Annotated in this window: 19 protein-coding genes; 8 read left to right on the top strand and 11 right to left on the bottom strand. The window is 61.4% G+C overall.

Going from position 1 to position 20,700, the window contains the following annotated elements; genetic code table 11:
- Positions 1–4 precede the first annotated feature (4 nt).
- The 7 genes from AACY52_RS14440 (at position 5) to pqqE (ending at position 6,578) form a co-directional block, all read left to right on the top strand.
- Entirely contained in the window at positions 5–799 is a 795-nt protein-coding gene (locus tag AACY52_RS14440; protein ID WP_339415391.1) for a carbon-nitrogen hydrolase family protein, read from the top strand.
- A 59-nt stretch (positions 800–858) separates the two neighbouring features.
- Positions 859–3,207 carry a pyrroloquinoline quinone biosynthesis protein PqqF gene (gene pqqF / locus AACY52_RS14435; protein ID WP_339415390.1) on the top strand — a complete coding sequence of 783 codons (2,349 nt, stop codon included), beginning with the start codon at positions 859–861 and terminating at the stop codon, positions 3,205–3,207.
- A gap of 159 nt (positions 3,208–3,366) precedes the next feature.
- Positions 3,367–3,441 (top strand): pyrroloquinoline quinone precursor peptide PqqA, encoded by a 75-nt coding sequence (pqqA, locus tag AACY52_RS14430; RefSeq protein ID WP_003194766.1) that lies wholly within the window; start codon positions 3,367–3,369, stop codon positions 3,439–3,441.
- Between the two features lie 66 nt (positions 3,442–3,507).
- Positions 3,508–4,419, top strand: coding sequence for a pyrroloquinoline quinone biosynthesis protein PqqB (gene pqqB, locus AACY52_RS14425; RefSeq protein WP_339415389.1), 912 nt, complete (start codon positions 3,508–3,510; stop codon positions 4,417–4,419).
- Between the two features lie 11 nt (positions 4,420–4,430).
- Positions 4,431–5,183, top strand: coding sequence for a pyrroloquinoline-quinone synthase PqqC (pqqC, locus tag AACY52_RS14420; protein ID WP_339415388.1), 753 nt, complete (start codon positions 4,431–4,433; stop codon positions 5,181–5,183).
- A complete protein-coding gene (pqqD, locus tag AACY52_RS14415; protein WP_339415387.1) occupies positions 5,180–5,455 on the top strand; it encodes a pyrroloquinoline quinone biosynthesis peptide chaperone PqqD in 276 nt (91 codons plus the stop codon). Before pqqC ends, pqqD begins: the two co-directional genes overlap by 4 nt.
- Positions 5,448–6,578 (top strand): pyrroloquinoline quinone biosynthesis protein PqqE, encoded by a 1,131-nt coding sequence (pqqE, locus tag AACY52_RS14410; RefSeq protein ID WP_015886197.1) that lies wholly within the window; start codon positions 5,448–5,450, stop codon positions 6,576–6,578. The genes pqqD and pqqE overlap by 8 nt, the downstream gene beginning before the upstream one ends.
- A 5-nt stretch (positions 6,579–6,583) precedes the next feature.
- On the opposite strand, the gene AACY52_RS14405 is transcribed toward pqqE, so the two are convergent.
- Together AACY52_RS14405 and AACY52_RS14400 are read right to left on the bottom strand one after the other, a co-directional pair.
- Complete coding sequence (locus AACY52_RS14405) at positions 6,584–6,742, bottom strand: YqaE/Pmp3 family membrane protein (RefSeq protein WP_339415386.1); 159 nt, start codon at positions 6,740–6,742, stop codon at positions 6,584–6,586.
- A 172-nt stretch (positions 6,743–6,914) separates the two neighbouring features.
- On the bottom strand, positions 6,915–8,177 hold the full coding sequence (locus tag AACY52_RS14400; RefSeq protein ID WP_339415385.1) for an aminotransferase class III-fold pyridoxal phosphate-dependent enzyme: 1,263 nt from the start codon (positions 8,175–8,177) through the stop codon (positions 6,915–6,917).
- 209 nt (positions 8,178–8,386) lie between these two features.
- Here AACY52_RS14400 and AACY52_RS14395 point away from each other — a divergent pair, with 209 nt between their 5' ends.
- The gene (locus AACY52_RS14395; protein WP_339427682.1) at positions 8,387–9,286 is read left to right on the top strand and encodes a LysR family transcriptional regulator; all 900 of its coding nucleotides are present in this window, start codon (positions 8,387–8,389) and stop codon (positions 9,284–9,286) included.
- A gap of 226 nt (positions 9,287–9,512) precedes the next feature.
- On the opposite strand, the gene AACY52_RS14390 is transcribed toward AACY52_RS14395, so the two are convergent.
- From AACY52_RS14390 to bioF, 9 genes are all read right to left on the bottom strand, one after another.
- Positions 9,513–11,291, bottom strand: coding sequence for an acyl-CoA dehydrogenase C-terminal domain-containing protein (locus AACY52_RS14390; RefSeq protein WP_339455933.1), 1,779 nt, complete (start codon positions 11,289–11,291; stop codon positions 9,513–9,515).
- Positions 11,292–11,412: 121 nt separating this feature from the next.
- Positions 11,413–13,182, bottom strand: coding sequence for an acyl-CoA dehydrogenase C-terminal domain-containing protein (locus AACY52_RS14385; protein ID WP_339415383.1), 1,770 nt, complete (start codon positions 13,180–13,182; stop codon positions 11,413–11,415).
- 90 nt (positions 13,183–13,272) lie between these two features.
- Positions 13,273–14,559 (bottom strand): GGDEF domain-containing protein, encoded by a 1,287-nt coding sequence (locus tag AACY52_RS14380; protein ID WP_339415382.1) that lies wholly within the window; start codon positions 14,557–14,559, stop codon positions 13,273–13,275.
- A gap of 207 nt (positions 14,560–14,766) precedes the next feature.
- The gene (locus AACY52_RS14375; protein ID WP_339415381.1) at positions 14,767–16,572 is read right to left on the bottom strand and encodes a phenylacyl-CoA dehydrogenase; all 1,806 of its coding nucleotides are present in this window, start codon (positions 16,570–16,572) and stop codon (positions 14,767–14,769) included.
- A gap of 335 nt (positions 16,573–16,907) precedes the next feature.
- Entirely contained in the window at positions 16,908–17,189 is a 282-nt protein-coding gene (locus AACY52_RS14370) for a pyrroloquinoline quinone biosynthesis protein PqqE (RefSeq protein ID WP_339415380.1), read from the bottom strand.
- Between the two features lie 106 nt (positions 17,190–17,295).
- Positions 17,296–17,976, bottom strand: coding sequence for a dethiobiotin synthase (gene bioD, locus AACY52_RS14365; RefSeq protein ID WP_339415379.1), 681 nt, complete (start codon positions 17,974–17,976; stop codon positions 17,296–17,298).
- Complete coding sequence (gene bioC / locus AACY52_RS14360) at positions 17,973–18,785, bottom strand: malonyl-ACP O-methyltransferase BioC (RefSeq protein WP_339436917.1); 813 nt, start codon at positions 18,783–18,785, stop codon at positions 17,973–17,975. Before bioC ends, bioD begins: the two co-directional genes overlap by 4 nt.
- Positions 18,778–19,509, bottom strand: a complete 732-nt coding sequence (locus AACY52_RS14355) for an alpha/beta fold hydrolase (RefSeq protein ID WP_339560567.1) — start codon at positions 19,507–19,509, stop codon at positions 18,778–18,780. The genes bioC and AACY52_RS14355 overlap by 8 nt, the downstream gene beginning before the upstream one ends.
- Entirely contained in the window at positions 19,502–20,683 is a 1,182-nt protein-coding gene (bioF, locus tag AACY52_RS14350) for an 8-amino-7-oxononanoate synthase (RefSeq protein ID WP_339415376.1), read from the bottom strand. Before bioF ends, AACY52_RS14355 begins: the two co-directional genes overlap by 8 nt.
- Positions 20,684–20,700 lie beyond the last annotated feature (17 nt).

The raw sequence follows: 20,700 nt of genomic DNA, 5'->3' as shown, positions 1-20,700 counted from the left end.
GAGCATGCGTGTTGCCCTTTACCAATGCCCACCACTGCCGCTGGACGTGGCCGGCAACCTCAAGCGCCTGCACCAACTGGCCCATGAAGCGTGCGGCGCCGATGTGCTGGTGCTGCCGGAGATGTTTCTCAGCGGCTACAACATCGGCGCTGAAGCGGTTGGCGCGTTAGCTGAAGCGCAAGACGGGCCATCCGCACAGGCGATTGCCGAACTGGCCAAAGGCGCCGGGCTGGCCATTCTGTACGGTTACCCGGAACGTGCCGAGGACGGCCAGCTCTACAACGCCGTGCAGTTGATCGACGCCCACGGCCAGCGCCTGTGCAACTACCGCAAGACGCATCTGTTTGGCGATCTGGACCACTCGATGTTCAGTGCCGGTGACGACGATTTCCCGCTGGTGGAACTCAATGGTTGGAAGCTTGGCTTCCTGATCTGCTACGACCTGGAGTTCCCGGAAAACACCCGGCGCCTGGCCCTTGCCGGTGCCGACTTGATCCTGGTGCCCACCGCCAATATGGTGCCGTTCGACTTTGTGGCCGATGTCACCGTGCGGGCGCGGGCCTTCGAGAACCAATGCTATGTGGCCTACGCCAATTACTGCGGGCACGAAGGCGAGATCCTGTACTGCGGGCAAAGTAGCATCGCTGCACCGAACGGCGAGCGTATAGCCCAGGCTGGCCTGGATGAAGCCTTGATTGTCGGTACGCTGGAGCGCCAATCGATCATCAATGCGCGCGCCGCCAATCACTATCTGCATGACCGCCGCCCCGAGTTGTACGGCGCGCTGTACAAGCCCTGACCCGACGGGTTGGGTAGCGGTTTGTTAATATAGCCACTTCCTATGTTTCGGAAGTGCCCATGCCTGCGCCGGCCCACCCTCATCACCTTCACCTGACCCTGGCCAATGGCTTGCGGGTTTCCTTGCATCATGCCCCGCGTTTGAAGCGTTGCGCTGCCGTTTTGCGGGTGTCGGCCGGCAGCCATGACGTGCCATTGGCCTGGCCGGGGTTGGCTCACTTTCTGGAACATTTGTTGTTTCTCGGCACCGAGCGTTTTCCCACCACAGAGGGGTTGATGGCCTACGTGCAGCGTCATGGGGGCCAAGTCAATGCGCGCACCCGTGAGCGCACCACGGCGTTCTTCTTTGAGCTGCCGGCGTCAACGTTTACGAGTGGCCTGGAGCGCTTGGCCGACATGCTGTCCCATCCACGCCTGGCGCTGGAGGATCAGCTACGCGAGCGCGAGGTGTTGCACGCAGAGTTTGTCGCCTGGTCCCAGGATGTCGGGGCGCAGCAACAAGTCGCGTTGCTGCAAGGCCTGGCCGCAGACCATCCGCTGCGGGGTTTTCATGCGGGCAACCGCGACAGCTTGCCGGTGGAGCGTGAGGCATTTCAGCAGGCATTGCGGGAGTTCCACGCGCATTTCTATCAGAGCGGGCAGATGACGCTGAGCCTGGCCGGCCCACTGTCGCTGGATGAACTGCAAAGCCTGGCACAGCAGTTCAGTGAGCAACTGACCTCAGGACCTCTACGCCCACAATCTGCGCCACCGGCTTTGATGAAGGGTGAAGCGCGGAGCTATCAGCACATCGCCAATGACCACCTGCACCACGTCATCACTTGTGACGCGCCGCGTGAAGCACTGGATTTTCTCTGTGCCTGGCTGAATGCCTCGGCACCCGGCGGCTTGCTGGCTGAACTGAAAGCGCGGCAACTGGCCAGTGCACTGCAGGCGTCGGTGCTTTATCACTTCGCCGGGCAAGCTGTGTTGGATATCGACGTCACGCTCAGCGCCCAAGATAAGTCGGCTACGCAGATAGAGGCGTTGCTGCACGATTGGCTGAGCTTTTTCGCACAGCGGGATTGGACTTCACTACGGGAAGAGTTCGCGCTGTTGGCCGTTCGTCAACGACAGGTCCAAGGCGCGCTGGCCTTGGCCAGACACGATAGCCAGGCGCTTTCGGAACAGGATGTCGTCGCCCTCAAAGCCATGCTTGGTTCGCTGCGGCTGCCACCCTCCGCGCACACTTGGCAACTGCCGCCGAACAACCCGTTCCTACGACCATCAGTCAAGGAAGAACGCGCCGGCCTGATTCGCGGCCAGACCAGCGCACACCGGGGGTTGCGCACCTTCGCCCAGGATCGCTCCCGCGGACGTCGGGAGGTGTCGGCATTGAACTTCAGCCAGGCGCTGGCGGATGACAGTGGTGAAGGTGCACTGTATTTGCAATGGCAGTCGGCCCCCACCGGCCTGGAGAGCGCATTGCAGGCGTTGCGTGAAAATGCGCGTCAGGCGGGTGTCGAATTGTCGTTCGAAAGCCTGGGCAATGACGCGCTGGTAAAAATGATAGGGCTGCTGGAACCCATACCCTCCGTGCTGGACGTTTTGGCGCAGAGTCTGATTCAACCGCAAGAGGCGCAACCTGCCTCACCGCCGATGATCGCCATTCGGGAGTTGCTCAAGGCCCTGCCCGCTTGCTGCACCGTTATCACGCCTCGTTCTGAATCGTGGGCCACCGCACGTTGGCAAGGCCTGGGACTGGGTTTTCCTGCCGCGTATGAGGCCGCTGTCAAAGCAGCAGCCGCCCGACTGCCCGGGCAACCCGCAAACATAAATCACAGGGTGCCATCCCTCAGCGGCCAACGTATCTGGCATGAAGTGAAAACCGACTCCAACGACGCCGCCCTGCTGCTTTTTTGCCCAACACCCGGTCAATCCCTGGCGGACGAGGCCGCGTGGCGACTGCTCGGCCATCTGCTCCAAGGGCCGTTCTACCAAAAGCTACGAGTAGAACTGCAAATCGGCTACGCCGTGTTCAGCGCCATCCGACAGATAAACGGCCAGACCGGCCTGCTATTCGGCGTACAGTCCCCCAGCGTTTCCCTGGAAGGCATCGCCGAGCACCTGCAAACCTTCCTGGCGCAACTGCCAGCACTGATCAATGGCTGCGACGACCTCGGCAACCTGGATCTGGCGCAACAATTTTCAGCGCAGGCACTGCCCAATGCTCAAGCTGCCGACCTGCTCTGGCACGCCCATCTGGCTGGCCATCCGTCGGGTTATCTGGAACAACTGCAATCCCGGATCCAAGCCTGTAGCCTCGAAGCGTTGCAACTGGCCGCCCAGCAATTGAACGACGCCACAGGCGGCTGGCGCTGCGTCGCCAACGGCGCGCGCATTTCGGCTACCTGGCAAGCGGCAGACTGATCATTGCCGCCCTTGCAATAGGCTTTTTCCACCAAGACAGCGCTAACTTCAAAATAATTGCGTAACATTCCCACGCATACCTGTGAACATCTCCGACTGGAGGTGGACTATATGTATTACTTGGTAGTGAACGTCCCATCCCTTCGTAGGAGTAAGAACATGACTTGGTCCAAACCTGCTTACACTGATCTGCGCATCGGTTTCGAAGTCACCATGTACTTCGCCAGCCGTTAATCCGCTGGGTAATACAACGCCTCGGTTCGCCCGGGGCGTTTTTGTTTTGAGCTTGATGGAGCGACCATGTTTGTCCAGATTTTAGGTTCCGCCGCCGGCGGTGGTTTCCCGCAGTGGAACTGCAACTGCGTGAACTGCGCTGGTTTGCGCGATGGCAGCCTGCGGGCGCAAGCGCGTACCCAGTCATCCATCGCGATCTCCGACGATGGTGTGAACTGGGTGCTGTGCAATGCCTCGCCGGATATCCGCGCGCAACTCCAGGGTTTTGCGCCGATGCAACCGGGCCGCGCCCTGCGTGACACCGGCATCAGCGCGATCATCCTGATGGACAGCCAGATCGACCACACCACCGGCCTGTTGAGCCTGCGCGAGGGTTGCCCGCACCAGGTGTGGTGCACCGACATGGTCCATGAAGACCTGAGCACCGGCTTCCCGCTGTTCGCCATGCTGACCCACTGGAACGGCGGCCTGGCCTGGAACCGCATCGACCTGGACGCCAGCTTCAGCATCCCGGCCTGCCCCAACCTGCGTTTCACCCCTCTGCCACTGCGCAGCGCCGCACCGCCTTATTCGCCACACCGTTTCGACCCGCACCCCGGTGACAATATCGGCCTGATCGTCGAAGACCTGCGCACCGGCGGCAAGCTGTTCTACGCCCCGGGCCTGGGCAAGGTCGACGCGCCGTTGCTGGAGATCATGGCCGGCAGCGACTGCCTGCTGGTGGACGGCACGATGTGGGATGACGATGAAATGCAGCGCCGTGGCGTCGGCACCCGCACCGGCCGCGAGATGGGCCACCTGGCACAGAACGGCCCCGGTGGCATGCTCGAGGTGCTGGAGCAATTGCCCGAGCAGCGCAAGGTGCTTATCCATATCAACAACACCAACCCGATCCTTGATGAAGACTCCCCCGAGCGAGCGGAATTGGTGCGGCGCAATGTCGAAGTGGCTTACGACGGCATGAGCATTGAATTGTAGGAGCAGACAATATGACTGACGCACCGCTAACGCCCGCCGAATTTGAAGCAGCCCTGCGCGCCAAGGGCGCCTTCTACCATATCCATCACCCGTATCACGTGGCGATGTACGAAGGCCGTGCCACCCGTGAACAAATCCAGGGCTGGGTCGCCAACCGTTTCTACTATCAGGTGAACATCCCGCTGAAGGACGCTGCGATCCTGGCCAACTGCCCGGACCGTGAAATACGTCGCGAGTGGATCCAGCGCCTGCTCGACCACGATGGCGCCCCCGGTGAAGACGGCGGCATCGAAGCCTGGCTGCGTCTGGGCCAGGCGGTCGGCCTCGACCCGGACCAACTGCGCTCCCAGGAACTGGTGTTGCCCGGCGTGCGTTTTGCGGTGGATGCCTACGTCAACTTTGCCCGCCGCGCCAGTTGGCAGGAAGCCGCCAGCAGCTCGTTGACCGAGCTGTTCGCGCCGCAGATCCACCAGTCGCGCCTCGACAGCTGGCCGCAGCATTACCCGTGGATCGACCCGGCGGGTTATGAGTATTTCCGCACCCGCCTGGGCCAGGCCCGGCGCGATGTGGAGCACGGGTTGGCGATCACCCTGCAGCACTACACCACCCGTGACGGCCAAGAGCGCATGCTGGAAATTCTCCAGTTCAAACTGGACATCCTGTGGAGCATGCTGGATGCCATGAGCATGGCCTATGAACTCAAACGCCCGCCGTATCACAGCGTGACCGAGCAGCGGGTGTGGCATAAAGGGATCACCCTATGAGCGTTGATCGCAGCAAAAAACCCACCTGGCGCCAGGGCTATCGTTACCAGTACGAGCCTGCGCAAAAAGGCCATGTGCTGCTGTATCCCGAGGGCATGATCAAGCTCAACGACAGCGCCGCACTGATTGGTGGTTTGATCGACGGCGAGCGCGACGTGGCCGCGATCATCGCCGAGCTGGATAAACAATTCCCCGGCGTACCCGAGCTCGGCGAAGACATTGAGCAATTCATGGAGGTCGCCCGTGCTGAGCACTGGATCACCCTTGCCTGAAAAGCCAGCCATCGGCCTGCCGCTTTGGCTGCTGGCCGAGCTGACTTACCGCTGCCCGTTGCAGTGCCCGTATTGCTCCAACCCGCTGGATTTTGCCGAACAGGGCAAGGAGCTGAGTACTGAGCAGTGGATCAAGGTGTTTCGTGAAGCTCGCGAGATGGGCGCCGCGCAATTGGGGTTTTCCGGCGGTGAGCCGCTGGTGCGCCAGGACCTCGCCGAGCTGATCGCCGAGGCGCGCAAGTTGGGTTTCTATACCAACCTGATCACTTCCGGCATCGGCTTGACCGAGCAGAAAATCAGCGATTTCAAGAAGGCTGGCCTGGACCATATCCAGATCAGTTTCCAGGCCAGCGACGAACAGGTGAACAACCTGCTGGCCGGCTCGAAAAAAGCTTTCGCGCAAAAACTGGAAATGGCCCGTGCGGTGAAAGCCCACGGCTACCCGATGGTGCTGAACTTCGTCACCCATCGGCACAACATCGACAAGATCGACCGCATCATTGAGCTGTGCATTGCGTTGGAAGCGGACTTTGTCGAACTCGCCACCTGCCAGTTCTACGGCTGGGCGCAGCTCAATCGTGTGGGGTTGCTGCCGACCCGGGAACAACTGGTACGCGCCGAACGCATCACCAACGAATACCGCGCCAAACTGGAAGCCGAAGGCCACCCGTGCAAGCTGATTTTCGTCACCCCGGACTACTACGAAGAGCGCCCCAAAGCCTGCATGAACGGCTGGGGCAGTATCTTTCTTACCGTGACACCAGACGGCACCGCCCTGCCCTGCCACGGCGCCCGACAGATGCCCGTGCAGTTTCCCAATGTGCGCGACCACAGCATGCAGCACATCTGGTACGACTCGTTCGGCTTCAACCGCTTTCGCGGCTACGACTGGATGCCCGAGCCGTGCCGTTCCTGCGATGAGAAAGAGAAAGACTTCGGCGGCTGCCGTTGCCAGGCCTTCATGCTCACGGGGGATGCGAGCAATGCCGACCCGGTGTGCAGCAAGTCCGAGCAGCACGGCATCATCCTGCAGGCGCGGGAAGAAGCCGAACACGCCACCCAGACCATCGAGCAACTGGCCTTTCGCAATGAGCGCAACTCACGGCTCATCGCAAAAGGCTGACGGCCTCAGCGCTTGGCGATGATGTACACCGCGTGAATAACGCCTGGGAAGTAACCGCACAGGGTCAGCAAGATGTTCAGCCAGAACGCGCCGCCGAGGCCCACTTGCAGGAACACACCCAGTGGCGGCAGCAGAATGGCGATGATGATTCGAATGAAATCCATAGGGTCAGCTCCAGAAAATCGGCTCGTGCGAGCCGTGTAGCTAATCGACCTTGGGCGTTCGTGAGGGTTCAGTGGGATCTGGCGTTGGGCCATCCAGACAAAAAAACGCCCCCAGCCAAAAGAATCAGGCCGGAGGCGTCGCGTAGACCGCGAGACGGTTCAGGAATAGGGGTTAAACGGCGATGCCCTTGCGGCATTGCAACTGCTCGGTACGCACCCGGGAAAAGGCACGGGCCAGGCGCAGGAGCATTTCGTCGATGTTACTTTTGCTCACCGTCAGGGCCGGGGTGAAACGCAGGCAGTTGGGTTGTGGGGCGTTGAGGATCAGGCCTTCATGCAAGGCCGCTTTTACCACCGCATCCGCAGAATCATCCGACAGCGTCAGGCCCCACATCAGGCCGTGGCCGCGCAGTTGGCCATGGTCGTAGCGATAGGCTAGGCGTGTCAGGCCTTCGCCGAGGTAAAAGCCGGACTCACGCACCTGCTCCAGAAAGCCGTGGTCCAGTAACGTATCGAGTACCGCCAGCCCGGCCGATGCCATCAACGCATTGCCATGATGGGTGCCTTCCAGTTCGCCCACCTCAAAACAGCAGGCTTTACCGCGTGCCAGCAGCGCGGCGAGAGGCACGCCGCCGCCCAGGCCTTTGCCGAGAGTGATGATGTCCGCACGTACGCCGTACTGTTGTTCGGCGAGCAAGGTGCCGCAGCGGCCTATGCCGGTTTGCACCTCGTCGAGGATCAGCAGGATCCCCAACTCGCGACAAAGCCTCTCGACCCCTTTGAGGTAGTGCTCCGTCGCAGGGATCACCCCGGCTTCGCCCTGGATCGGCTCGAGCAGGATGGCGACGGTTTGCGCATCGACTGCCGCATGCAGGGCCGGCAGGTCGTTGAAGGGTACGTGGCTGAAGCCTGGCAACTGTGGTTCAAAACGGTTTTCAACAGTGCCCGCCGACGCCGACATCGCCGCAAAGCTGCGACCATGGCAACCACCGCTCGCGCTGATGATGCGGTAGGCGCCACCGCGATGCAGTTGGCCCCATTTGCGCGCCAATTTGATCGCGGCTTCAACGGCTTCCGCACCGCTGTTCAGCAGATACGCCTGGTCACTGCCGGTACGATGGCACAAGCGTTCGGCGAGGTTGAGTTGAGCGCGGTTGTACAGGCCGCTCCCCGGGTTGATCAGCGCCTGGGTCTGGTCGGCCAGCGCCTTGATCAACACCTGCGGGCTGTGGCCTAGGCTGTTGGCCGCGTTGCCCTGGCTGAAATCCAGGTAGGCACGGTCGTCACTGTCCCACAGCCAGGAACCCTGGCCGCGCGCAAATACTTGCGGCGATCGCCTTAGGGAGGGCATCAGGGATTCACTGGAAGGATTATCCCTGGGCGTCTCCAGCATCAAATCATCCAGGCTCGGCGCAGGGCGACGAAACAGATTCATAGCTCACCCCCAATAGCAACCGGAGGTTGATCGGTACAACGTGCCGATACGGCCTGGAGGTTTTTTGTCTTGCCTATGTAAACGCTATCAACATCAACGCTGTTCATTGCCCGATCCGGCCCTGTAAGCCCTGCGAATAGGCGCTAGACTAGGCGTCTCAAGGGCCAACGGCCATTTCGATTTTCCAGCTTTTTCGATAAGTAAGCCTTATGGATTTCAAGCAACTGCGTTATTTCGTCGCGGTGTATGAGGAAGGCCACGTAGGCCGTGCTGCGGAGCGCTTGTCGATCTCCCAACCGGCGCTGTCCCAGCAGATTCGCCACTTGGAACAGAACCTCGACGTGAGCCTGTTCGAGCGCAGCAGCAAGCGCCTGCTGCCCACCCTGGCTGCCCACACGTTGTACAACCATGCTCTGCCGCTGATCGATGGCATGCAGCAAGCCGTGGAGGCGTTGCGTAACTTCAAGGGCCAGGCGATGCGCACCTTGGCCATTGGCGTGCTGCAAACCGTGCACACCAGCCTGGTGCCGCAGATGCTCGAGCGCGTGCGCAAGGCCCAGCCGCACTTGGTGGTGCAGATCTACGAGTTGACCGGGATTGAGATTGAACGGCGATTGCTCAACGGTTCGCTGGACATCGGTATCAGCTACTTGCCGCCCCGCCAGCCGGGGCTGCACGGCGTGTTGTTGTATGAAGACGAATTGAAGGTGGTCATCCCGGAGGATCATCCCCTGCGCGAATTCAAGAAGGTCTCGCTGAAGCAGGCGGCGGAGTTACCCATGTTGCTGCTGGGCGAGGAGTTCCAGGTCAGGCAGATCTGGCAGGGCCAACTGGCCAACCTCGGCCGTCGCCCGCAAGTGCAGGCCGAGCTCAATACCATGGTGGGGATTCTCGACAGCTTGCCTCACACAAAGCTGGCGACAGTACTGCCGGGGCGCTCCCAGGACGAACACAATAGCCAGGCGCTGTTGTGGAAACCCTTGAGTGAACCCAGGGTGGCGCTGAAAGTGGGCTTGGTGTGCCGCGACGTGCAGCGCCAGCAGGCGACGGTTGCGTTGCTGCGCACCTTGCTGGAAGACGTGATGAATGCGCCGCAGGCACCGGCATGACTTTTTCGCAGGCAAAAGAAAACCCCGCCTAAGCGGGGCTTTGCAGACTGTTTCCCTGACATCCATTTCACTCCGCCGTCCTGGCAGAATCCTACGTGTCCGTGTTGTTTCTTTGCGCTTCCTGCGCGACGTCCATGTGAAGTAGATTAGCCGTGGATCCAATATGGCGATAGAGGGCGAATAGCAGCACGTCATGTAAGAGAATACTTACACGCCCTCCAATCCCTTAGAACAGGGCTTCATCCAGCAGAAACAGCGATTCGCTGCCGGCTTTTACCGACGCACTCAGCGAATGGATACGTGGCAACAGGCGCGCAAAGTAGAAGCGCGCGGTGCCCAGCTTGCTGGCGTAGAAGTCTTCTTCAGCCTCCTTGCCCAGCGCCGCCTTGGCCATGCGCGCCCACATATAGCCGTAGGCCATGTATCCAAATGCATGCAAATACTCAACGGACGCCGCGCCGATTTCATTCGGGTCTGTCTTGGCGCGATCCAGCACCCAAGCGGTCAGTTCATCCAGGTCATCCACCGCCGCACTTAGCGGTTTGGTGAATTCAGCCAGCTCGGCACCGGCCGAGGCAATGAACGCGCGGATCTCATCGGCAAACAAGGTGTAGAACGCCCCGCCGCTGCCGACGATCTTGCGCCCCATCAGGTCCAGCGCCTGGATGCCGTTGGTGCCTTCGTAGATCTGAGTGATGCGCACATCGCGCACCAGTTGCTCCTGGCCCCACTCGCGAATGTAGCCGTGGCCGCCAAACACTTGCTGGCCGAGCACCGTGGTTTCAAGGCCCAGGTCGCTCAAGAACGCCTTGGCCACTGGGGTCAGCAACGCCACCAGGTTATCCGCACGTTCGCGGGCAGCGGCATCGTCGCTGAACTTGGCGATATCCAGTTGCGTCGCCACGTAGGTGGAGAAGGCACGGCCGCCTTCGTTCGCGGCCTTCATGGTCAGCAGCATCCGGCGCACGTCCGGGTGCACGATGATCGGGTCAGCCACTTTTTCCTTGGCCTGCGCGCCGGTCGGCGCACGGCTTTGCAAGCGGTCACGTGCGTATTCAATGGCGTTCTGGTAAGAGCGCTCGCCGGACGCCAGGCCCTGGATACCCACACCCAAGCGCTCATAGTTCATCATGGTGAACATCGCCGCCAAACCACGGTTCGGCTCGCCCACCAGATAACCCGCGGCTTCGTCGAAGTTCATCACACAGGTCGCGGACGCCTGGATCCCCATCTTATGCTCGATCGAGCCACAGCTCACCGGGTTGCGTGCGCCCAGGCTGCCGTCGGCATTCACCATGAACTTCGGCACCAGGAACAGCGAAATCCCCTTGGGACCGGCCGGCGCATCCGGCAGCTTGGCAAGCACCAAGTGGATGATGTTGTCGGTGAGGTCGTGTTCGCCACCGGTGATAAAGATCTTGGTCCCGCTGACTTTGTAGGAACCGTCCGCCTGCGGCTCAGCCTTGGTACGGATCATCCCCAAGTCGGTACCGGCATGGGACTCGGTCAGGCACATGGAGCCTGCCCATTCACCGGAATACATCTTCGGCAGGTAGGCGGCCTTGAGTGCTTCGCTGGCGTGCGTGGCAATCGACACGCAGGCGCCGGAGGTCAGCATCGGGTACAAACCGAATGCCAGGCTCGACGAGTTGATCATCTCTTCGACCTGGGCTGACACAGCCTTGGGCATGCCCATGCCACCGAAGGCAGGGTCGCCACCTACGCCAACCCAACCGCCTTCGGCGTAGGTTTTGTAGGCCTGCGGGAAACCGTCCGGCGTAAACACCGCAGTGTTGTCCCAGCGGCAACCTTGTTCATCGCCACTGCGGCTGAGCGGGGCGATGGATTTGGCAGTGACCTTGCCGGCTTCTTCGAGGATGGCCTCTACGGTTTCGGCGTCAACGGTGCCTGCCAATGCTGGCAATTGGGCCCACGTGTCGGCGACCTCAAAGACTTCGTTGAGGACGAAGCGCATATCACGCAGCGGCGCTTTGTAATCAGCCATGGCAAACCTCGTAAGAACGTGAAAGTGATTCGGTAGGGTCGGTTTTACAGGCTCCGAGTGTACCCGAACAACTTTTCAGACACATAGGGTCCACTTGTGACTGATAGGTATTTTTAAGTCATCACAGCGAAAATGCCTCCGCGGGCAGACTCATCAGGCATTCGCTGCCCGCTTCCACAGCCGCGCGGTGGGTGGCGGTACGCGGCAGCAGGCGCTTGAAGTAGAAGTCGCAAGTGGCCAGCTTGGCCTTGGCGAAATCCGCGTCTTGCTGGTCAAGGGCAGCAATCGCCATGCGCAGCCACAGGTAAGCGAGCACCACGTAACCGCTGTACATCAAGTAATCCACTGCCGCCGCACCGACTTCATCGGGGTTCTTCATCGCGGCCATACCGACCTGGGTGGTCAGTTCACCCCATTCACCGTTCAGTTGATTGAGCTGCGCTACATAGGCCCTGAGTTGCGGATGCTCGGCCTGCGCGGCGCAGAACTTGTGCACGATTTTGGTAAACCCGCGCAGCAACTTGCCCTGGCTGCCCAGCACCTTGCGCCCCAGCAAGTCGAGGGCCTGGATACCGTTGGTGCCTTCATAGATCGGCGCAATCCGAGCATCCCGGGCCAGTTGCTCCATGCCCCATTCGCGAATATAGCCGTGGCCACCGAAGACCTGCATGCCATGGTTGGCCACCTCCAGCCCGGTATCGGTCATAAAGGCTTTGCACAGTGGCGTGAGGAAAGCCAGCAGGTCTTCGGCGTCCTGGCGTTGGCCGGCGTCGCTGCTCAGGTGCGCGGTGTCGAGCAGTTGCGCGGTGAAGTAGGCCAGCGCGCGGTTGCCTTCGTTGAAGGCTTTCATGGTCAGCAACATGCGGCGCACGTCGGGGTGCACGATGATAGGGTCGGCAGCTTTTTCCGGAGCCTTGGCGCCGGTCAGCGAGCGCATTTGCAGGCGATCGTTGGCGTACTTGATCGCCCCCTGGAAGCTTGCCTCGCCGCTGCACAGGCCCTGCATGCCGGTGCCCAGGCGCGCATGGTTCATCATGGTGAACATGCAGTTGAGGCCTTTGTTCGCCTCGCCGATCAGGAAACCTCTGGCACCGTCAAAGTTGAGCACACAGGTAGCCGAGGCCTTGATGCCCATCTTGTGCTCGATAGAGCCGCAGTGCACCGCGTTGCGCTCGCCGGAATCGGCATGGAACTTGGGCACGATAAACAGCGAGATGCCCTTGGTGCCCGCCGGCGCATCCGGCAGCTTGGCCAGCACCAGGTGGATAATGTTGGTACTCATGTCGTGTTCGCCGGCAGAGATGAAGATCTTGCTGCCGGTGACCGCATAGCTGCCATCCGCCTGAGGCACGGCACGGGTCTTGATCAGGCCCAGGTCGGTGCCGCAATGGGCTTCGGTGAGGCACATGGTGCCGGTCCATTCGCCGGCGGTGAGTTTGTTCAGGAACGTATCTTTTTGCTCGGCGGTGCCATGGGCGTGGATCGCCGACATTGCGCCGTGGGTCAGCCCTGGGTACATGCCCCAGGAGGTATTGCTGGAGCCGATCATTTCGCTGAGCACCAGACCAAGTGACTGCGGCAAGCCCTGGCCGCCATAGGCCGGGTCCGCCGCCACGCCGTGCCATCCGCCTTCAACGTACTGGGCGAACGCTTCCTTGAAACCCTTGGGCGTGGTGACGACGCCATTGTCGAAATGGCAGCCTTCTTCATCACCGCTACGGTTGAGCGGCGACAGCACGTTCTCGCAAAATTTGGCGCCTTCTTCGAGGATCGCATTGACCATGTCCGGGCTGGCGTCGGTTGCACCCAACGCGGCGTAGTGGCCGTGAAAATCAAATACGTTGTCGATCAGAAAGCGCATGTCACGCAGGGGAGCTTTGTAGTCAGGCATGGCGATGTCTCCGGCAGCAGATGGTTTAACCCTACTGCCGGCCACGGCTCTCGACAATCACTGTAGGGCTGCTGAATACAGCACCATTACTCAACCGGCAGCGCTTTCCCGCACAGCGCCACGGCGGGTCTGGCCAGCGGCGACCACACAGTTACGCCCGGCGCCCTTGGCGGCGTACAGCGCCTGGTCGGCAGACTTGAGGACTTCCTCCGGTGTGCGCTGCTCAGCCTGGCGTTCGGCCACGCCGATACTGATGGTCACCGAAACACTCGATGCGCCACTGCCCGCCCGTCGCTGGCGGCCTTGGTGGTCGTCCTGAGGGCGGTCCAGGTTGCGTAATTTGATAGCGTAATCGGCGATGATTACGCGGATTTCTTCCAGGTGCGGCAAGCATTCTTCCACCGTCTTGCCGGCGAACACCACGGCGAACTCTTCACCGCCATACCGGTAAGCGCGCCCGCCGCCGTTGACCTTCGACAGCTTGCTCGCCACCAAACGCAGCACCTGGTCGCCGACGTCATGGCCATGGGTATCGTTGAAGCGCTTGAAGTGGTCGACGTCGCTCATCGCCAGCACGTAGTTGCGGCCCAACCGCTGCATACGCTCGTTCAGCGCGCGTCGTCCCGGCAAGCCGGTCAGCTCATCGCGGAAGGCCATTTGATAGGCCTCGTGGGCGACGCCGGCGGCGATCATCAGCATCACCTGGCTGCACATGATATTCAGGGTGAACGGCAGGATGAACGTCTGCGGCAACATCCAGAACAACCCCAGCAAACCCACCAGTTGCGCGGCGTGCAGCGGGCGCGGCTGGTACCAGTATTGCGCGGCCAGGGTCAGGAAGCCGATCAGGAACATCGGATAAGACAGTTGGATCAGGCTCATCCAGGCGCCATGCAGCACTGGCCAGCGAATCTCCGCCAACCAGTTCAGCACCGCCACGGGGAAACTCTGCTCGAGTGCCAGCGCCACGCTGCCTATTGCCAGCAACACTGCGCCACGGGCGACGAAATCACGGAACAGGTGGGTCTTCTCCTGCCACAGCGCGTAAATGCTGAACAACAACGGCAACAACAGGCAGCACAGGTGAAACACCACCGCCGCGTCTTCGCGCACGCGGCCGTTGTCGCGGTAGAAGTCGGTCTGGGTATCGAGCAGGAAGTAGGCGATATACACCGTGATCATCAGGAACAGTTCACGCTGACGGCGGTACACCGCGCAGTACGAACCGCCGAGCAACAACACCAAGGTCGGCAACACATTGAACAGTGACGTGAAGAAAACGCTGAGGTCTTTGATATATGCAGCCGAGAGCCCGGCCAGCAACAGCAGTAACGAAGGGAGGAAATGATTGAAACTGACAGCGAACACACGTGACAAGGGTAAAACTCCGACCCGCAAAAAATGATGGCAATGTGCCTCCGCGCAGACAGTTAAGCACAACCCGTCGCGCATGTATCACATTGCCATCACTGTAACGGCAGCCGGCAGCAATCCCTGAGTACTGTGCTGCGGTTTTTTATCGCGCACAAAAAAGCCGCTGCTCTTGTCAAGGAGCAGCGGCTGTGGAAGTGGACCCGGTGAGGCTTAGTAAGCCAGGCCGAAGTCTTCTTCTTTCATGTCCATCAGGTTGTTGGCGCCCGATAGCATGGTAGCTTTATGGGTCTGGGTACGCGGCAGGATACGCTGGAAGTAGAAGCGCGCGGTCTGCAGCTTGGCGGTGTAGAACGCCTCTTCGGTGGTGCCAGCAGCCAGTTTTTCGGCAGCCAGGCGCGCCATGTCGGCCCAGAAGTAAGCCAGGCACGCATAACCGGAGTACATCAGGTAGTCCACCGAGGCGGCACCCACTTCTTCACGGTCTTTCATCGCGGCCATGCCGACCTTCATGGTCAACTCGCCCCACTCTTTGTTCAGCGCAGCCAGCGGAGTAACAAACTCCTGAACGGCTTCGTTGCCTTCGTTGGCCTGGCAGAACTTGTGGACGATCTTGGTGAAGCCCTTGAGCGCTTCGCCCTGGGTCATCAGCACTTTACGGCCGAGCAGGTCCAGCGCCTGGATACCGGTGGTGCCTTCGTACAGCATCGAAATGCGGCTATCACGAACGTTCTGCTCCATGCCCCACTCGGCGATGAAGCCGTGGCCACCGTAGATCTGTACGCCGTGGTTGGCAGACTCAAAACCGACTTCGGTCATGAACGCCTTGGCGATCGGGGTCATGAAGGCCAGCAGGCCGTCAGCCTGTTTCTTGGCTTCGTCGTCGGTGCCGTATTTGACGATGTCCACTTGCTTGGCGGTGAAGTACACCATCGCACGGTTGCCTTCGGCGAAGGCTTTCATGGTCAGCAGCATGCGGCGCACGTCTGGGTGCACGATGATCGGGTCAGCGGCTTTTTCCGGCGCTTTCGGGCCAGTCAGCGAGCGCATTTGCAGGCGGTCGCGGGCGTACTTCAGGCCGCCCTGGAAGCCGATCTCGGCGTGGGCCAGGCCTTGCAGCGCCGTGCCCAGGCGAGCGGTGTTCATAAAGGTGAACATGCAGTTCAGGCCTTTATTCGCCGGGCCGATCAGAAAACCGGTGGCCGCGTCGAAGTTCATCACGCAGGTAGCATTGCCGTGGATACCCATCTTGTGTTCCAGGGAGCCACAGGTCACCGCGTTGCGCTCACCCACCGAACCATCGGCGTTTGGCATGAATTTCGGCACGATGAACAGCGAGATGCCTTTGGTGCCAGCCGGTGCGTCCGGCAGGCGGGCCAGTACGATGTGGACGATGTTGTCGGCCATGTCGTGTTCACCGGCCGAGATGAAGATCTTGGTGCCGGAGACCTTGTAGGAACCGTCAGCCTGAGGCTCAGCCTTGGTGCGCAGCATGCCCAGGTCGGTGCCGCAGTGTGGCTCGGTAAGGCACATGGTGCCGGTCCATTCACCCGACACCAGTTTGGTCAGGTAGGCCTCTTGCTGCTCTGGGGTGCCATGCTCGGAAATGGTGTTCATCGCACCGTGGGACAGGCCCGGGTACATGCCCCATGACCAGTTGGCTTCGCCAACCATTTCGCTGACTGCCAGGCCCAGGGACTCCGGCAGGCCTTGGCCACCGTGCGCCACGTCGTGGGCCAGGCTTGGCCAGCCGCCTTCAACGAATTGCTTGTAGGCTTCTTTGAAACCAGCAGGGGTCTTAACGCCTGACTCACTCCAGGTGCACCCTTCGATGTCGCCCACGCGGTTCAGCGGTGCCAGCACCTGTTCACAGAACTTGGCGCCTTCTTCAAGGATGGCGTCAACCATGTCCGGGGTAGCGTCCTGGCAAGCCGGCAGGCTCTGATAGTGCGCTTCATAGCCGAGCAGTTCGTCACGAACGAAGCGAATATCACGCAAGGGGGCCTTGTAGTCAGGCATAGCGATAAACCTCTGCTGATGTATCTGGAATGAACAACCGCGTGGATGGGTTATGGCGGTCAAACAGGTGTTTGAAACATACGTTTACCACCTGGGGATGTCAAGCGTCGTCCGGATGCCGTTTGTCATGACGTGGGTCAATGGCGCGCACGGCAACGTCTGCGGCGGGTTGCCACACCAAAATGAGTGTAGAAGTTCGAGAGGACGAAGCAGAACAACTGTGTGAGCGGGCTTGCCTGCGCTACAGGCGCCTCGCTGCATCAACAGGACCGAACAGATGCTATCGCGGGCAAGCCCTCTCCCACAGGAGAGCCGGTGTGCAGGCGGCGAGAGCGTTAAGCGTAGGTATCGATCAACGTGCCGAGCATTTCATCCGAAGCCTTGGCGACTTTTACGCCGAGCTCGACTTGGAACTTGCCTTGGGCCATTTCCACCATGTTGCTGGCCGAGTTGGACAGCTGGGCGCGGTCGTTGGCTTGTAGACGGTCGCTTTGCGCATCCGATGGCTGGGTCGTGGCGGCGCTGGCAATCTTGCCCGCAGCCTGGTCGACACGGTTCTGCCCGGCCTGAATAGTGCTCAGCCCCGAGTAAAACGCGCTGCTTCCAGAGATTTCCATGGCGTAAGCCTGCCTTTAGAGAATCGTGAGCTGTGATTGAAGCAGAGTTGCCCACAAAACACCCGACAAAAACACTAATGGCATAATGCCTCAGCGATAGCCAAAATCAGTCAAGCAAGTCTAATTGCAGGTACTCCGCCACGGTTTCAGCCCCCGCCTGCTTAAGTTTCGGCACACGGCCCAGGCATGGCGCAGGCAACCGCTCTGCCAGGGTGGCGAGGTTTTCTTCCAGACGGGAGGTCTTGGGGTCGATGATATTGGCCACCCACCCGGCCAACTGCAAACCGTCTCGCGCGATGGCTTCGGCGGTAAGCAAGGCGTGACTGATGCACCCCAGCCGCACACCCACCACCAAGATCACGGGCAGTTTGAGCGCCATGGCCAGGTCCGACAAATTCGCCTGATCGGCCAATGGCACACGCCATCCGCCGGCGCCTTCGATCAGGGTGAAATCCGCTTGCCTGGCCAGAACCTGCTGCATAGGTTTGAGCAAAGAGTGAACGGTGAGCGAGACACCCGCTTCCCGCGCCGCCAGATGGGGCGCGATGGCCGGTTCGAATGCCACCGGGTTGACCTCGGCATAACTCAGGGGCAATGAGCATTCGGCCAACAATGCCAGCGCATCGGCATTACGCAAGCCTTTGGGCGTGACCTGGCAGCCGGAAGCCACCGGTTTGCCGGCAGCGGTGCTTTTGCCGGCTTGCCGCGCCGCGTGTAACAGGCCGGCGGCAATGGTGGTCTTGCCGACATCGGTGTCGGTGCCAGTGATGAAGTAAGCGGCGGTCATAGCGGTTTCTCCAGTACGGCATACACCACTTGGTAAGTCGCCGGCAGGCCCTGGGCCTGACGGAACTGCTCATACGCTTGCACCAGTGCAACAATCCGCGCACGCCCCGTCAAGCCTCCCGGCCGGCCGGGGTTGAGGTTATGCGCGCCCAAGGCCTTCAGCTCGTGGGTCAGGCTGCGCACGTCCGGGTAGTGCAACACATGGGGGCGGCGCTCCAGGCTCACTACTCGCAGGCCACTGGCCGCACACCGCTGCTGATAAGCCTCGAAGGTGCGAAAGCGGTTGACGTGGACCAGGCCATCCGCGGCGCGCCAGCTTTCGCGCAGTTCTTCCAGGGTGCCCACGCAAAGACTGGCAAACGCCAGAACACCCCCCGGTTGCAGCACACGATAGGCTTCACTGAGCACCGCCTCGAAGTTCGCGCACCATTGCACCGCGAGACTGGAGAAGATCAGCCCGCAACTGGCGTTGTGCAGCGGTAAACGCTCGGCGTCCCCCGCGATGAAATGTCTAGCGCCACCCAACGGCCGCGCGTGGTTGAGCATGCCTTCGGCAATATCCAGCGCCACGCCCTGGCTGGCGGGCAACCGTTCACCCAACACACGGCTGAAATAACCGGTGCCGCAGCCCATGTCCAGCCAGCGTTGCGGCGCGATGCCTGCTGGTAGACGCGCCAGCAATTGGCTGCCCACCGCCCGCTGCAACTCGGCAACGCTGTCGTAACTGGCCGCCGCGCGGGAAAAGGAGGCCGCCACCTGGCGCTTGTCCGGCAAGCCACCCGGCAGCGGGGCGTGGGATAAATCAGTCATCGACGCACTCATGCAAAAAGGCCTGGATGGCCCCCGCTACACCGTGGGGGTCTTCCAGAAGAAACGCGTGGCCGGCCTGTTCAATCAGGCCGATTTCAACATCGGGGAGCAGGGCCAGCAGGGCGCTGGCGGCTTCGGCGGGCACCAACTCGTCCATGCCGGCAAACAGGTGCAGCTGCGGGCCACGGAAGGCCAGCAAAGCGCCGCGCGTATCGAGTTGGGCGAGCAGCTCAAGCCCGGGCATCAACACACTCGTCGGTGTATTCGGCGCGCCACTGACCAGCAGGCGCGACAACCCGCGTGGGTCCTCCGCGCCCTTGGCGCACAACAGGCCGAAGCGCTTGAGGGTGACCTGGGAGTCGGCATGGCAGCCGGCGAGGAACGCGTCAAAGGTCTCGGCGGGCATCGCGCTCGGCCAGCCGTCATGGGCAACGAAACATGGATTGCTGGCCAGGGTCAGCAGGCCGCAGCAGCGCTCTGCGCGTCGCGCCGCCAGCGCCGAAGCGAGCATGCCACCCAGCGACCAACCGCCCAGCCAGGCGTTGTTCGGCAGCGTGGCGTCGAGTTCATCGAGCCATTCATTCAGGTCACTGGAGTCCAGCGCCGGCAGCGGCTCGATCTGCACCCGCAGGTGCTCGTCCAGGCCTTGCAAGGCGGCGGCCAAAGGCTCCAACGGCGATACGCCAAGGCCCCAGCCGGGCAGTAATATCAGTCGATCACGCATGGTTGGGCTCCGTGGCGCCTAACAAGCGGAAACACGCTTCCAATGCATTTAACAATAGCCGCACCTGCGCCTCGCTGTGGGCCGCGGTCAAGGTCACGCGTAAGCGCGCGCTGCCAGCCGGCACGGTAGGTGGGCGGATCGCGGTCACCATCAAGCCGCGTTCGCGCAGCATGTGCGACAGGCGCATGGCTTTGGCACTGTCGCCGATCAGGATCGGCTGGATCGGCGTAAAGCTGTCCATCAAGTCCAGGCCGAGCTGCTCCGCGCCCTGGCGGAACTGGCGAATGAGGCTATTGAGGTGCTCGCGCCGCCAGTGCTCGGTACGCAACAGCTCCAGGCTTTTCAAGGTAGCGCAGGCCAGGGCGGGCGGTTGGCTGGTGGTGTAGATGTAGGGCCGGGCGAATTGGATCAGGCTTTCGATCAGTTCTTCGCTGCCGGCCACAAAGGCCCCCGCCGTACCGAAGGCCTTGCCGAGCGTGCCGACCAGCACCGGCACGTCCTCCTGGCTGAGGCCGAAATGCTCGACGATGCCGCCGCCGTGGGCGCCCAAAGGGCCGAAACCGTGGGCGTCGTCCACCATCAACCAGGCGCCCTTTGCCTTGGTTTCACGGGCCAGCGCGGGCAAATCCGCCAGGTCGCCGTCCATGCTGAACACGCCGTCGGTGACCACCAGCGTATTACCGGTCGCCTTCTCCAGGCGCTTGACCAGGCTTTCAGCGTCGTTGTGCAGGTAGCGATTGAAGCGCGCACCGGACAGCAGGCCGGCATCCAGCAGCGAGGCGTGGTTAAGCCGGTCTTCCAGCACCGTGTCGCCCTGCCCCACCAACGCCGTGACCGCACCGAGGTTGGCCATGTAGCCGGTGGTAAACAGCAAGGCGCGTGGGCGACCGGTCAGGTCCGCCAGGGCTTCTTCCAGTTCATGGTGCGGCGTGGCATGCCCGACCACCAAGTGCGAAGCGCCACCGCCCACGCCCCAACGGGAGGCACCGGCGCGCCAGGCCTCGATCACCTGCGGATGATTGGCCAGGCCCAGGTAATCGTTATTGCAAAACGCCAGCAACGGCTGGCCGTCCACCACCACTTCCGGGCCTTGGGGGCTACCCAGCAGCGGGCGTCGGCGATAGAGGTGTTCGGCACGGCGGGCAGCGAGGCGCGCGGCGAGATCAAAAGACATGCAGGCCTCATTTAAGC

Origin of the sequence: Pseudomonas sp. EA_65y_Pfl1_P113 (genome assembly GCF_963970525.1) — a bacterium.
Taxonomy (GTDB): Bacteria; Pseudomonadota; Gammaproteobacteria; order Pseudomonadales; family Pseudomonadaceae; genus Aquipseudomonas; species Aquipseudomonas tritici.
The sequence above is the reverse complement of the archived record's forward strand: the minus strand, read 5'-3'. Positions and strand labels throughout refer to the sequence as shown.